At 61.9% G+C, this 14,353-nt stretch carries 12 protein-coding genes; 5 read left to right on the top strand and 7 right to left on the bottom strand.

Going from position 1 to position 14,353, the window contains the following annotated elements:
• Window positions 1–14: 14 nt before the first annotated feature.
• The gene (aspT, locus tag OOZ53_RS13570) at window positions 15–1,727 is read right to left on the bottom strand and encodes an aspartate-alanine antiporter (RefSeq protein WP_271090134.1); all 1,713 of its coding nucleotides are present in this window, start codon (window positions 1,725–1,727) and stop codon (window positions 15–17) included.
• Between the two features lie 281 nt (window positions 1,728–2,008).
• Between aspT and OOZ53_RS13565 the strand changes: the two genes are divergently transcribed.
• The 4 genes from OOZ53_RS13565 to OOZ53_RS13550 all read left to right on the top strand — a co-directional run bounded on the left by OOZ53_RS13565 (window position 2,009) and on the right by OOZ53_RS13550 (window position 6,022).
• On the top strand, window positions 2,009–3,247 hold the full coding sequence (locus OOZ53_RS13565) for a YcaO-like family protein (protein ID WP_271090133.1): 1,239 nt from the start codon (window positions 2,009–2,011) through the stop codon (window positions 3,245–3,247).
• On the top strand, window positions 3,244–4,047 hold the full coding sequence (locus OOZ53_RS13560; RefSeq protein ID WP_271090132.1) for a TfuA-like protein: 804 nt from the start codon (window positions 3,244–3,246) through the stop codon (window positions 4,045–4,047). Before OOZ53_RS13565 ends, OOZ53_RS13560 begins: the two co-directional genes overlap by 4 nt.
• Before the next feature lie 31 nt (window positions 4,048–4,078).
• Window positions 4,079–5,344, top strand: a complete 1,266-nt coding sequence (locus OOZ53_RS13555) for a gluzincin family metallopeptidase (protein ID WP_271090131.1) — start codon at window positions 4,079–4,081, stop codon at window positions 5,342–5,344.
• 96 nt (window positions 5,345–5,440) lie between these two features.
• The gene (locus OOZ53_RS13550; protein WP_271090130.1) at window positions 5,441–6,022 is read left to right on the top strand and encodes a hypothetical protein; all 582 of its coding nucleotides are present in this window, start codon (window positions 5,441–5,443) and stop codon (window positions 6,020–6,022) included.
• 11 nt (window positions 6,023–6,033) lie between these two features.
• On the opposite strand, the gene OOZ53_RS13545 is transcribed toward OOZ53_RS13550, so the two are convergent.
• Both OOZ53_RS13545 and OOZ53_RS13540 read right to left on the bottom strand, forming a co-directional pair.
• Window positions 6,034–7,809: an adenylate/guanylate cyclase domain-containing protein gene (locus OOZ53_RS13545; protein WP_271090129.1), complete on the bottom strand. Its 1,776-nt coding sequence runs from the start codon at window positions 7,807–7,809 to the stop codon at window positions 6,034–6,036.
• Window positions 7,810–7,822: 13 nt separating this feature from the next.
• Window positions 7,823–8,437 (bottom strand): GNAT family N-acetyltransferase, encoded by a 615-nt coding sequence (locus OOZ53_RS13540; RefSeq protein ID WP_271090128.1) that lies wholly within the window; start codon window positions 8,435–8,437, stop codon window positions 7,823–7,825.
• 241 nt (window positions 8,438–8,678) lie between these two features.
• Here OOZ53_RS13540 and OOZ53_RS13535 point away from each other — a divergent pair, with 241 nt between their 5' ends.
• Window positions 8,679–10,010, top strand: coding sequence for an adenylate/guanylate cyclase domain-containing protein (locus tag OOZ53_RS13535; protein WP_271090127.1), 1,332 nt, complete (start codon window positions 8,679–8,681; stop codon window positions 10,008–10,010).
• Window positions 10,011–10,058: 48 nt separating this feature from the next.
• Here OOZ53_RS13535 and OOZ53_RS13530 read toward each other — a convergent pair whose 3' ends face one another.
• The 4 genes from OOZ53_RS13530 to OOZ53_RS13515 are packed head-to-tail and all read right to left on the bottom strand — an operon-like array spanning window position 10,059 to window position 14,347.
• On the bottom strand, window positions 10,059–11,945 hold the full coding sequence (locus OOZ53_RS13530) for an alpha/beta fold hydrolase (protein WP_271090126.1): 1,887 nt from the start codon (window positions 11,943–11,945) through the stop codon (window positions 10,059–10,061).
• Between the two features lie 4 nt (window positions 11,946–11,949).
• Window positions 11,950–12,837, bottom strand: coding sequence for a branched-chain amino acid ABC transporter permease (locus tag OOZ53_RS13525; RefSeq protein ID WP_271090125.1), 888 nt, complete (start codon window positions 12,835–12,837; stop codon window positions 11,950–11,952).
• Entirely contained in the window at window positions 12,837–13,622 is a 786-nt protein-coding gene (locus OOZ53_RS13520) for an ABC transporter ATP-binding protein (protein ID WP_271090124.1), read from the bottom strand. Before OOZ53_RS13520 ends, OOZ53_RS13525 begins: the two co-directional genes overlap by 1 nt.
• Window positions 13,619–14,347: an ABC transporter ATP-binding protein gene (locus tag OOZ53_RS13515; RefSeq protein ID WP_271090123.1), complete on the bottom strand. Its 729-nt coding sequence runs from the start codon at window positions 14,345–14,347 to the stop codon at window positions 13,619–13,621. The genes OOZ53_RS13520 and OOZ53_RS13515 overlap by 4 nt, the downstream gene beginning before the upstream one ends.
• Window positions 14,348–14,353 lie beyond the last annotated feature (6 nt).

The following is a 14,353-nucleotide window of genomic DNA, read 5'->3' as shown; positions in this document are numbered from 1 at the left end:
GACCTCGTCTGGTGTTAGGGCGATGCGTTCTTGGTGATGATACCGACAATCAGGGGTCCCCAGATCGTCAGGAAGACATTGGCGACCGCATAGGTGACCGTGAAGGTGACCACCGGCGTGGCGTTCCCGGCCTTGGCGAGCAGCGCCGCAAAGCCCGGATTGGCGCTGCGGCCGCCGACGACACAGGCCAGCGCCTCGATCGGGTTGCGGATCCGCAGCACATAATAGGAAAAGAAGAAGACGACGATCTGCGGGATGATCGTCACGCCGACGCCGAGGAAGAACAGCGTCAGGCCGTATTGCTGCATCGTCGTCACCGCCTGCGGACCGGCCGAGATGCCGACAATGGCGACAAAGACGGCGAGCCCGAAATCGCGCAGGAAATTGGACGCGCCCGTCGGCAGCGCCGCGAATTGCGGATGGGTGCTGCGCAGCCATCCGAAGAGCAGGCCGGACAGGAGGCAGCCGCCGCCGGTGCCGATGGTCACCGGTATGCCGGCAATCCGGAACTCGATCATGCCGACCAGGATGCCGAGCGCCATGCCGATGCCGAAAAACACGAAATCGGTCACCGCGGCAGCGGTGATCTTGTAGCCGATCAGGTTCTGGACCCGGTCGAGATCCTTGGGCGCGCCGGTAAAGAGCAGCTCGTCGCCCTTGTGCAGTTCCAGCCCGTGCAGGTTCGGAAGGTTCCGGCCCATGCGCTGCGCGGAGACGAGATAAACGCCATGGCGCGTCTGCACGCTGAGCTCTTCGTGCAGCTCGCCTATGGTCTTGCCGATGAACTGCGGTTTGGTGACGATGATTTCCCGCTGTTCTTCGACAAGCTGGAACTGGTCCGGTGCGTCGGCCTCCGGCCCGAAATAGCCTGAAACGTCCTTCATCACCGCTACCATGCCGGTTACGGCGATCTTGTCGCCGGCCTGTACAACCGTGCCGTCGGTGACCGACAGTTCCTCGCCATTGCGCAACACGGATTCGACGGCGGCGTCGGACAGGTCCTGGTCGATTGCGAGCGCTGTCTTGCCGGCCGCCTTGCTGCCTGTTGCGACCTCGTAGAGCCGCGTGTTGACCTTGCGGATGGCGTTGAACTGTCCCGGTTCAAGCTGGGCCTTGCCGCCGGACATTTCGCGGGCAAGCTTGACCGCTTCCTGGCGCACATCCCATTTCATGAGCATCGGCAGGAACCATGTCACGATGATGATCGGCCCGAGATTGCCGAATATGTAGCAGACCGCATAGCCGACGGCGACATTGGTCTGCATGATCTTGATCTGCTCCGCCGAGACGCCCAGCTTGGCAATCGCATCGCCTGCCGTTCCGATGATCGCCGATTGGGTGAGGCCACCGGCAGCCAGCCCGGCGGCCGTGCCCCGGTCGAGGTCGAATGTCCAGGCGCTGACAAGCACGCAGATCAGCCCGACCAGGCACATGACGAAGGCCGAAACAAGCTGGTTGAGCGAGCGCCGGTTGAGCGAGCGGAAGAATTGCGGGCCGCCCTGATAGCCGACCGCGTAGATGAACAGGGCGAAGAATACCGATTTCATCGCCGTATCGATGTGAATGCCCAACTGGCCGATGATGACGCCGACGATCAGCGATCCGGCGATGCCACCGAGGACGAACTGGCCGATGGTCAATTTGCCTACGACATAACCGAGAGAAATGGTGATGAACAGCGCCAGAAGCGGCGCCGCGTCGAACAGCCGGTCAAGCATTTCAATCATGGACAGCTCCCCTGTGGCCGGATGCGATAACGCAAGCGCAATGTGCACCACCCGCGCCGGTTGTTACAAGATGTCAAACCGCCGCTTCGTGCAACCACGTTGACGGCGGCTTTACGGCACATCCGGGATTGATTGCAGATCAGATGAAATTCAGACCGGCTATCCGGCCAGTATGCGCCGTTCTCGTTAAGTCTGTTGGCAGTAAAAAACTGGATAAGATTGTCCGGGGGAAGTAACAATAGGCAAGACTGTTTTGAGTTTTAGGGGGAAGCGTAGCGCCGGTGGACATATTGTCGCCTGATCCCGGACTGAAAGACCGCGTGGGCGGCCGCCAGCGCGTGTGCCCGGCCGAGGATACGCTGGCCCGCATTCTTCCGCTCAAGGATCTGTTCGGAATTACACGCATTGCCAATGTCACCGGGCTCGATCGTGTCGGCCTGCCGGTGTTTCTGGCAACACGGCCGAATGCCAGGTCCGTCGCGGTCTCGCAGGGCAAGGGAATCCGCGAGGCGGATGCCCGCGCCTCGGCTCTCATGGAGGCGGTCGAGATCTGGCATGCCGAGCACTATGACAGGCCGATGCGCTTCTCCAGCGTCCGGGAGCTTTCCAATGCGCATGCGCTGATCGATATCGGGCGTTTGCCTGAGGTCGCCGGCAGCCGTTTTGATGTTTCCTTGCGCATGTTGTGGGCCGAAGCGGTCGATCTGATGGGCGGCGATGATTTGCTGGTGCCGTTTGAGATGGTCCATGCCGACTACACCCACCCCGTCCAGCCGGGTCATGGCTGTTTTCCGGCAAGCACCAACGGCCTGTCCTCAGGAAACCACCCGCTGGAGGCCATCTGCCACGGCATATGCGAGGTGGTGGAGCGCGACGCGTTGGCCATCTGGCATTACGCGCCGGCCGAACAGCAGGCACGGCGCGGCGTCGATCCGGCAAGCGTCGACGATGCCGACTGCCTGGCGGCGATGGCCAGGATCGAGGCGGCGGGCCTTCGCCTCGGTATCTGGGACCTGACCAGCGATATCGGCGTGGCGACATTCCTGTGCGCCGTCCTGGAAGACGGCGCCGCTGCTGGCCATGTCGGCATCGGATCGGGAACCCATCTGGAGCGCGGGGTCGCTTTGCGCCGGGCGCTGACCGAGGCGGCGCAGACCCGGCTGAATTACATCAGCGGTGCGCGCGACGACCTGATGCCGGCGGAGTTCACCGCCGGTGGGCGAGACGAAAAGGCCGTTGCGGTTCGCCGGATGCTGGAGAACAATCCTTGCGCCCGGCCTTTTTCCACCGTTCCGACGCAACGCAATGAAACGCTGAAGGAAGATCTCGCCTGTCTTCTGGACGCGCTGCGCGGTGCCGGGGTCGATCAGGTGGCCGCCGTGGATCTGGCGCGTTCCGAGGTGGATATCCCGGTGGTGCGTATCATCATTCCCGGGCTCGAGGCGCCGCATGACGATGTCACCTATGTGCCCGGACAGCGCGCCTTTCAGGGCTTCGAATGCGGAAAGGTGCCGGCATGATTGTGGTGTTTGCCGGCCCGTCGCTCGCCGGCGAGCGGCTTGACCGCTTTGGCGGCATGGATTTCCTTCCACCGGTGAAGCAGGGCGATCTTTATCTTGCGGCTCAGGATGGACCGGAAGCCATCGGTGTGATCGACGGCATGTTCGATGGCGTGCCGTCCGTCTGGCACAAGGAAATCCTGTGGGCGATGTCGCGCGAAATTCCGGTTTTCGGCGGCGCCAGCATGGGTGCGTTGCGCGCCGCTGAACTCGACAGTTTCGGAATGACCGGCATCGGCCGCATCTATGAAGCCTATCGCGACGGCATTCTGGAAGATGACGACGAGGTCGCTTTGCAGCACGGTCCGGCCGAAGCGGGCTATGCGCCGCTCAGCCTCGCCATGATCAATATCCGCGCCACGCTCGATGAGGCGCTGCGCGTCGGGCGGCTGACGCAAGACCAGCGTGGGGCGATCGCCGGTCAGGCAAAGGCAATTCACTTCAAGGAGCGGACGTGGGAAGCCGTGCTGGCCGCGTTGGAACGCGTTCCGGGTGTCGATGCGCGCGATGTCTGTGCCTGGTTGCAGGAAAACTACATCGACTTGAAGAAAGCCGACGCGCTGGAACTGCTGGCACGGCTTCAGGACGCGGGAAACTGGTTGGACCGACCGGTCGGATTCCACTTCGAACACACAGAATTGTGGCGCCAGGGCGTTGTCGAATGGCGGCAACGGCCCGATCCCGTCAATACGGTTGACGACACCGCATTTCGCCTGGTTCCGCGGGAACGGTTGTTCCGGTCCGCGGGCGGTGAAGATTAATCGCATCGGTCCTGAAGGGGGACGGCACGACATGGAAGGCACGCGCTTCAGACTATATCCGCAGCCGCGGTTTCTGGACGATTTCGAAGAACCCGAAACCGTCTATGTCTCCTCGCCCGCCGGCTCGCTTTCTCCCGGACCATCGGATGAGCGCATGTACACGATCTTCCCGATCGGCAAGCCGGCTCCCTATGGCATCAGCCCGGATCCTGACCGCAGCAGCGATGCCCTGATGCCGCCCTGGACGGGCGAATGCCATGAAGCGGCCCAACCGGATGCCGAAGGCCATTTCGATTATCTCGAACCCGGCACGCCGCAATTCGAGGCGGCACATCTGTTCGGAACCGTCCGCTTTGTCATGGATGTGTGGGAAGGCTATTTCGACCGGCCAATACCCTGGCACAGCGCGAAACACTATGACCGGCTGGAACTCACCATCCTGCCGTCGCTGGAAAACGCCTATTCAGGCTACGGCTTCCTGGAGATGGGCGGCGATCGCAAGCACGGGCGCTACAAGCCCTTCAGCCTGAATTTCGATGTCATCGCGCACGAGGTCGGTCACGCGATCATCTATTCGGAAGTCGGCGTTCCCGATCCGAGTGGCGCAACGGGCGAATATTTCGGCTTTCACGAAAGCGCCGCCGATCTCGTCGCCCTGATCTCGTCATTGCATTTCAACTCGCTGGTCGACCGGCTTCTTACCAAGACAAGCGGCAATCTTTACAGGCTCAATTCCATCACCCGCATGGCGGAACTGTCGGAAAACGCGCAGATCCGGATCGCCGCCAACGATGTGCGGCTTTCGGAATTCGAGCGCGGCTGGATCAAGGAGCACAAGCTCTCGCAGCCATTGACGGGCGCGTTCTTCGACATTCTGGTCGACCTCTTTCACGAATGCCTGCTCGACTATGGAGCCATCAGTCCGCAAATGGAGGACTTGTCCGACCAGCTGCTCGCGACACCCGATTACGAGCCGGTCATGCAGGCGCTGTTCGACGAGGCCTTTGCGGCCAACGCAGACGCCTTCAAGATGGCCCTGATCGACGCCCGCGACATCCTCGGCACCTATCTTGCTGACACCTGGCAGCGGCTCGACCGCAACGATCTCAACTTTGTCGACGTCGCACGGGCTATTGAGGCCGTGGACAAGAATCATACGGGCGGGCGCTTCCACAAGCTGATCAGGGGCAATTTCGAGATGCGTGACATCGGCAGGGTCCGGGTCGGCCCGCAACTGGCGCCGCTGCAGAAGGATAGCCACGCAAACTCCGTCCGCACACTCCGGCCTATAGACTGACAACCGCTTGTGGTTTAATAATATTTACCTGAAAGAAGAAGCGACAAATATAACAATAGAACATGCCGCGGACGCGGCAAGAATTGGGGGGAGTCAATGCCGGAAACACTCTTGAGTGCATCGAATATTGTCTTGTTCGGACGCGTGGTCGAAGACCTGAATATTGTCGCGCCGAAGGGAAATAAGGCACACAGCCCGTCAATGGCGACCTCCAAGGGCGAATCTTCCGGCCTGCAGCAGCAATTGACACGCCGGGAATGGGGCAACTACACCGCCGGCTCCGGCGACGGACTGGCACGCTTCGCGCGGATCTACGGCTTCAGCTATGAGGGCGCCTATTTCGAAGTCGGCGTCCCGGCGCTGTTCCTGGTCCATGGCGAAGGCGCGCCGCTGTCCCAAATAAAAGTTCCGGGTCCCGACAAGGACGACAAGAACTTCTACGATGATCTGCGTGCCTGGGCCTATGACCGCAGCGACGATACCATCCGTCTCGACATCGATTCCGGCTCTTTCGAAGAGGTGCTGCTGTCGACGATCGGCGAGGGCGGTCCCGGCGTTTCGGGTGCCCGCGTGTCGGGCGCGCGCGTTTCCGGTGCGCGCGTTTCAGGCGCCCGTGTGTCCGGCGCTCGCGTCTCGGGCGCACGGATCAGCGGCGCGCGCGGCGACGCCGGCGACTGATTGAACAGGCGCTAAAGACCCGCCAGCTTCAGTCCTTCGACGAAACGGGCGACGTCTTCTTCATATTTGTCCGGCTGGACCGCGGCCCAGTTTTCGACGCTGAAATTCGGGTGCGCATCGAGCACCTTCCTTGCCTCCGCCTGCGCCTCCGCCTTGCGGCCCAGATGCCCGTAGCTTGCCGCGAGCAGGCGCCGACCCTCGGTCGGGTTCTGCATGGTCTGGATGGTGCGGATCGCTTCCTCGTAGCGCTCAAGATTGAAATAGGCGCCGCCCAGGTGCCAGATATACTGATCCGGATAAAACGGATTGAGCCGCATCGCCTTGTGCAGCATGTCGATCGCCTCTTCCGAGCGGCCGCAATGGGCAAGCGCGTCGGCCATGTCCGACATCAGATCCGCGTCGTTGGGATTGAGCCTCAGGGCGCGCTCATAGGCGTTGATCGCCGCTTCGTGTTCCTTGCGGTAAAGATGGGCGAAACCGAGTTCGCCGAATCCGCGGGCATCGGTACTGTCGAATTCCACGGCCTTGCGGGCAAGGCTCAGCGCATCGTCCAGCGCGACCTCCGGCCGCTCCGCCCAGTCATAGCGCCAGTCTATGTTCAGGGTCCGGGATTTTGCCGCCAGCGCCCTTGCATAGCTCGGATCGATCGCCAGAGCGCTGTCATAGAGTTCCCGCGCCCGCCGGACGTCGTCCTTCGTGTAACGGAATATGTGGCCCTGGCCCTGCAGCACGTAACCATAGGCGGCAAGGCTGGTCGGCGGCTGCTGGCGCAGCCGCTCAAGCTCCGATGCCTCGATCTGGACCGCCGTGGCCGAGACGATGACCTGGGTGATTTCGTCCTGCAGCTCGAAGATATCGTCGATTTCGCGGTTGTACTGCTCGCCCCAGATCGTGCGATCCCGCCGCGCGTCGAGCAGTTGCAGCGCCACGCGGATCCTCGGGCCCGCCTTGCGCACGGAACCGTCGACCACATAGCGCACGCCGAGCTCACGGGCGACATCCCGCGGCGCAATGGTCCGGTCGTTGTAGACATAGGCCGAACCGCGCGCGATGACGAAGAAATCATGGAACCGCGAGAGGTTCGTCGTCACGTCCTCGGCAAGCCCGTCGGCGAACCAGCTCTCGCTCGGATCGTTCCCCTGGAATCCGAAGGGCAGGACGACGATCGACTGTTCCTTCGACTGGCCGTCCCGGCCATACTCGGAGGCTCTTGCCGGCCGCCGCATGCCGGTCGTCAATGTCGCTGCCGCCGGGTCTTCATGGACCTGGAAGACATCGATCAGTTCGCGGATATTCTTGAACTCCTGGGCGCCGAGATACTCGTATCCATAGGCAAGCTTGTTGCTGACCTGATCGTGGACCGCCCCGGAAATGCAGATCCGTCCGGGTTGCGCGAAAGCCTCGATCCGAGATGCGATATTGATGCTGTCGCCATGCAGGTCGACATCGTCGATGATCACCTCGCCGAGATTGATCCCGATGCGGAACAGGGTCTGCTTGTCCTCGCTGATGCCCTCGTTCAGCGTCTTGATGCGCTTCTGGATTTCCACCGCGAAGGAAACGGCGTCGACCGAGCTGTCGAAGATGAGGAAGACCCCGTCGCCATTGGTTCCGATCACCTGGCCGGAGAAATCGCCGGCAAGCGCGGTGAACATCTCCACGCAGGATTTGACGGCCATCGTGGTGGCCACTTCATCCATGGCCATCATCCGGCTGTAGCCGACCATGTCGGCAAATAGAATGGCCGATAATCGCCGCCGCAAACGGCTGGAGGTCTGTTCCATCATGTCACGTCCGCCGTCACGCCTGGTTTCCCTCCAGCCTCAGTTCAATTCCCGAATTTGCCGTCAGTTCCACCCGCAATTCCTCGCATCCCTCGAGCCATTCGCTGCGCAGCAGCCCGACCTGGACCACATCGTGATGCCTGCCGTCGGCGAACCAGCCCTGGCGGACCCTGCCTTCCTCGCGGAAGCCGATCTTGCCGATGACATTGGCCGTCACCTCGTGATCGGCGCGGAAAAATGTCGAAACGCGGTGCAGGCGAAGCTGCCCGAAGGCGAGATCGAGCAGGGTGATTGTCATGCTTGTGGCCAGGCCGTTGGTGCGTGCCGGCCGGTCCACGAACATCGGCAGAACCGCATCGCCATGGATATAGTTGATCGACTGCAGGCCGCCGACACCCGACGGTTTGCCGTCCGCATCTTCGACCACGAACCAGAGCGAACGCGGCGGATCGGAATATTCCAGTGCCGGCTTCCAGCTTTCAAGCACCGCTTCCGGGCCGACCGGAACCGGCAAGTTCCGGTCGAAAAGGGCGATATCGTGGAAGTTTCCGAACCAGCGCGCGATTGTCGGAATGTCCTCCAGCCCCATGGGCCTCATGAAATACGCGACCTGCGCGGCTTTATTCTTCATTTGCCGTTCCAGTATAGTACGCCAACAACAAAATATATCATGCAATTAGACGCCGCGTAACAGTCTACAGGAAAGTGGAAGAACTTGTAGCCACTCAAAACTTTAGCGTGTGTCGGCCGTATTGCCGGTTCCGCGTCCTTCTGCGCTCTTTTTCAGGGATATTGGCGCCTGGCACTTGAAATTGCCGCTGACAGTTCATTTCTGTGAAGCAAAGGTCATACCTTGAATCGGGCGACACAGAATGGATAAATCCGGCCCCGCTGGGGTCTCTTCCATAGCCGACATGTCCTTGGCGGCCGAGGAACTGGCAGCGCAACGTACGGCGTTGTGGGGCCGGGTGCTGGCGCTTTTGATGATCGCGGTACTGATCACAATTGTGACGCCATGGCCGGGTCCGCTGTTCTACTATCCCCTGCTGGTCGTTTTCGTGCTGCTCGGCTTCGGCGCCCTTCTGGCGGAACGGGCGCGCATACCCTGGCTCCGCTATGTCTTCGTTACGGCGGATTTTGCGCTTCTGACCTTCACGTTGCTCTACCCGAACCCGTTGATTCCATATGATTTTCCACCGCAGTTTACATTGAGGTTCGGCTCTTTCATCTATTTCTTCGTACTGCTTGCGGGTCTTGCCTATGTTTACCGGCCCATGCTCGTCCTATGGGGCGGCGTTTCCGCTGCATTGAGCTGGACAATCGGCATTGCATGGCTCGTAAACCTGCCCGGAGCCGTGGTTCAGGCGCCGACCGGTCAAAATCGGGAAGAGCTGATGGAAGCCATCTCTTCGCCGTACTTCGTGGATCTCGGCGTCCGGCTGCAGGAGGCCATTGTGCTGCTCATCACAGCCGGGCTTCTGGCTCTGGCGGTCAGCCGCGCCCGCGCCATCGCACTGCGGCAGGCCAGCCTCGCGAGTGAAAAGACCAACCTGTCGCGCTACTTCCCGCGCAAGACGGTCGAGCTGTTGGCGACGAAGACAAATCCGCTTTCGGAACCACGCGAACACATGGCCGCGGTGCTGTTCGCCGATCTGGTCTCTTTCACCGGTTGGGCCGAAAACCGCCCGGCCAGGGAAACCATCGGTGTGCTGCGCGAGGTCCATGCGCTCCTGGCTGAGACGGTCTTCCGCCACGACGGAACGCTGGACAAATTCATCGGCGATGGCCTCATGGCGACTTTCGGAACCCCCGAAGCATCGGATCGCGATGCAGTGAACGCGCTCGCTGCGGCCGTGGAGATGGCGGATGTCTTCAGAAACTGGAAACAATCGCGCGCCGGAAGCGATGCCGGCCAGCTGGAGTTGGCGATCGGCGTTCACTATGGCCCGATCGTGCTCGGCGATATCGGCAGCGACCGCCGCATGGAATTCGCTGTCCTCGGCGATACGGTCAACGTTGCAAGCCGGCTCGAACAGGCCAATCGCGAGATCGGCTGTCGATTGATCGTCAGCGTTGCGCTTGTCGAGGCCGCGATGGCCGAGAACCCGGACGACACAAAGGCGGCGCTGGCCCGGCTGAAAAAACACGGACCGCTCAGCCTGCGCGGCCGCTCCGCGACGACGGATGTGTTGATGCTGCAATAGGCCGGCTGTCGAAACGAGCCCGGCGAACAAGGTGGAGCCTGTTTCCGTTCAGTCCGGGGTTGCCAATTCGGATTGAGTAGCCGGCTTCAATGTCTCGAACTCGGCCAGGAATTCGGCAAACGCTGCGTTGAAGGCGGCGGCCGCGGCAAGGAAGGGCGCGTGCCCGCCGCCGGCGATGTTCTGCGTCTTGCCGCGCCAGATATTCCCGTAAGGAAAGCCGGCGCAATAATCGTGGTTGATGAAGGGATCTTCCGGCCCGTTGATCATGGCGAAGGGAACCGTTCCTTCCTTCATGAGCCGGATCTGGCGCGGCCAGTCGACCGTCTTCATTCGGGCGACAACCTGTTCGCGGGCGCGCCCGTCCGTCCGCCATACGGCATGGCGTACCAGTTGCGCCTGCGCATCCTCGGCGGGAACGGTCTTGGCGGCGTAGATGCGCTTTTCGTACCAGGAAAAGAACCGCTTGCCGGCAAGCTCCATATGGGGGCTCGCAATATAGCCGAGCGGCATATCGTCGGGAAATGTGCCGAGGGGTGAGGTGCCGCAGATCGCCAGCGCCCTGGTCGGGTTGCCGGCGGCGGCATATTCCAGCGCCACATAGCCGCCGAGGGACCAGCCGAAGACGATCGGCGTTCCGAGCGACAGCTTTTCGACGATCTCGGCAGCCACCCGCGCATAGGCCTCGTAATTGTAGTCGGTGCGCGGATTGCCGTTCTCCGAGACGCCATGGCCGGGAAGATCGAAGGCGACGATGCGGTAGCGGTCGCCGAAGGCGGCGACCTGGCGGAAGAAGGCTTCCTTGCAAGCCGAGTTGCCGTGGATGAACAGCAATGCCTGCCCGGAATTGCCGTTGTCGAACACGGCGATACGGCCATGGCTGGTCTCCACCATCCGGTCCGGCCCGCCCATGAGTTCACTGCGGCGTCCCGCCTGGAACCGGCGCCGCCAAAGCGCGATCAGCGCCGCCTTGCGGCTGTCCAGCGCGTCCCACAGTTCCTGGATGCCCGCGAAAAGACCGCCCGGATAGATGACCACGACGCCGATGATGACACAGGCGACGATGATATCGCGCCAGGCGCCATATTCGCCGAGAAGCTCGGCAAAGACGGTAATGGCAAAGGCGGCGATGATCGGGCCCCAGATCGTCGAGACGCCGCCGACCAGAAGAATGGACAGCGTGATGGTCAGAAAGGACAGTCCGAACACATCCGGCGACGCGACCCGCACGTAAGAGCCGTAGAACGCGCCGGCAAGACCCGGAAGGACGGCCGAGGCGCACAGCGTGTAGAGCCGTGTGGCGCCCTCCGAGACGCCGCGCGAGATGGCGTAATATTTGTTGTCCCTCAACGCCTTTATAGCGCGCCCGACCGAGGACCGCTCCAGCTTGTAAAGAAAGACGGTGGACGCCGCGAGCAGGAGGAGCGCCACGTAGTAATATCCGATGCGACCGTCGCTGGTGAGCCGGTAATCGCCGATGGTAAGGCGCGGCAACAGGACCATGCCGCTGGTGCCGCCCGTGATGTCGGACTGGCTGACCACGATCTTCAGAAGCAGTTGCGACGCGGCGATGGTGACGAGAATGACATAGATGCCCTCGAGGCGCAGGATCGGCGCTGCGAGCAGCGCGGCAAAGGCCATCGAGGCCAGCGGCGCGAGCAGGATCGTCAGCCAGGGATCGATGCCGATGATCTTGGCCCCGATGCCATAGGCGTAGAGCCCGATCGCGAAGAACGCCATATGGGCGAAGTTGAAGACGCCGCCATAGCCGAGGCTGAGATCCCAGTTGGAGGCGAGGATGGCGTAGATGAACACCAGGATCAGGATGTGCCGCACATAGGTATCGGTGAAAATCAGCGGCAGGACGATGAGCGTCGCCAGTGCGATGATCACCGGGACGAGACCGTTGGTGCGGTGGAAGGGCGGCGCGTATTTCATTTGGTCAAAGTGTCTTCTGCCGGTTGCCGAACAGACCTTCGGGCTTGATCATCAGGACAGCGATCATCAGCGCGAAAAGGACGGCCGGCGCCCAGTAAAGTCCGAGGAAATAGATCGAAAACGCCTCGACGATGCCGATGATGAAGGCGGCATAGATGGGGCTGGTGAATTGGGCGACGCCGCCGAAGATGACGACGATCAGCGATTTCATCAGCGGGTCGGCGCCGAAGGACGGATTGATGAAGCGCAGCGAGCCGATGAAGACGCCGGCAAGCGCGGCCGTCGCCGCCGCGATGCCGAATGCGATTGCGAACAGGAAAGCCACGTTGAATCCCATCAGTTCCGCGGCTTCCCTGTTCTGCGCCGCGGCCCGCATGGCGCGGCCCGTGGCGCTGCGTCTCAGAAAGACGGCAAGCCCCGCCAGCGCCAGCAGCGCGACGGCGAGCGACAAGAGGTCGATGCCGGCAATCGCCACGCCGCCGAAATCGACCCGCATGTCGATGTTCGGATCGATCTGCTTCTCGCGCGGACCCCAGACGAGCTGGATGCCGTTTTCGATGATCGACGATGCAGCCAGGGTCGTGATCACCGCCAGAAGCACAATGTTGGGACTTCGCTCGAAAGGTTTGATGATGCCAAAATGCAGGCAGAAGCCGAAGGCGAACATGAAGGCGACGGAAAGCGCCGCCGCCAGCGCGAATCCGGCCGGACCCGGCGCCGACTGGCTGATCTGCCAGGCGACATAGGCGCCGAGCGCGACGAAGGCCCCGTGCGCGAAGTTGAAGACATCCAGCGTTGTCCAGACGACGGAAAGCCCGACCGCCATCAGCGCGTAAAGCCCGCCGAGGACAATGCCGGAGATGAGAACGAAGATGAACGTGTCTATGGCCATCAGGGTGCGCTCCCGAAGAGCATCGTCATGATTTCGTCATGGCTCGGCATATGCGCCTTGTCGATCTCGGAGGTGATGGAGCCATGGTCGAAGAGGTAGAGCCGGTCGACGAGGCTGGTCAGGAACTCGACATTCTGGTCGACGACGAGCAGGGGCACCTGCGCATCGCGGATCCTCGCAATGGCTTCCGACAGTTCGAGGCGCAGCTTGGGCGAAAGGCCGAGCGTCGGCTCGTCGAGAATGAGCAGGCGCGGCAGCGCCAGAAGGCCGACCGCGATCGATACCATCTGACGTTCGCCGCCCGAAAGGTAGCGGATCTTGGAATGTCTGCGTTCGCGAAGCCGGGGGAAGAGATCGCGCACCAGGCTTTGCATCTCGGAGACGCCGCTTCGGCCGCGCGATGCCGATGGCGCGATGTGGAGCACCTCGTCCACCGTCATCTCAGGGAACAGAAGATTGCCCTGCATGACATAGATCAGACCGGCGCGAACCACATCGCGCGCTTGGATGCGGCGGCGGCGGAAGAGGTCGTAATTGAGATGCTTTGAGATACGCGCCGCCATGACGCCCTCTGCATTCAGCCGCCGCCCGTCGAAGCGGATCTCGCCGTCCCACGGATCGATCAGGCCGGCGACGGTCTTCAGGAGCGTCGTCTTGCCGTGGCCGTTCGGTCCGAACAGGCCCACGGCTTCGCCCTTGCCGATGGTGAGGTCGACATTGCGGAACACGCTCACCGGCGGGTAGCCGCCCGAAAGGCTGGAAAGCTGCAGCAGTTCGCCGGTCATTGCGGTTTCCCCAGGAAGGCTTCGACCACCGCCGGATCGCGGATGACATCCTTGACGGCGCCGAGCGCGATCGGCGTTCCCTGTTCAAGCACGAGCAGGCGCGAGGAAACTCCGGTCAGCAGCGGCAGGATGTGTTCGATGAGCAGGATGGTCATGCCCATGGCGTTGAGGCGCTTGATGGTCTCGTGAACCCAGTCGACCTCGTCGTCGACCAGCGAGGATGCCGGCTCGTCCATCAGCAGGATCGTCGGCTGCTGGGCGACCGCCGTCGTGATCATCAGCTGCTTCTGGTAGAACACCGGCAATTGCGCGGCCGGGATATTGTGGAAATTTCTCGGAAACCCGACGATATCGGACGCTTCGTCTGCCCGTTTCTCGGCCTCCGCGCCGCGCAGGCCCCCGGTCTGCTCGACCGCGACGAGAATATTGTCGACGCAGGAAAGCGAGGCGAAGACCGCCTCGCGCTGGAAGGTGCGCACGATCCCCATGCGTGCGATCGTCTTGTCGGCGCGGTTCTCGATGGCCTCGCCGCGAAAGACGACGCTACCGCTGTCCGGTCCGAATGGGATCTTCGTGATCAGGTTGAAGAGGGTGGATTTCCCGGAACCGTTCGGACCGGCAATGCCCATGATCTCTCCCTCCTCGACCGTGAGGGAAAGATCATTGACCGCTTTCAGCCCGCCGAAGGATTTCGACAGATTCCGGATTTCGAAGAACGGCGTCAAAATCCG

Source organism: Allohoeflea poritis, assembly GCF_027889715.1.
Taxonomy (GTDB): Bacteria; Pseudomonadota; Alphaproteobacteria; order Rhizobiales; family Rhizobiaceae; genus Hoeflea_A; species Hoeflea_A poritis.
This window is presented reverse-complemented; position numbering and strand designations above follow the sequence as displayed.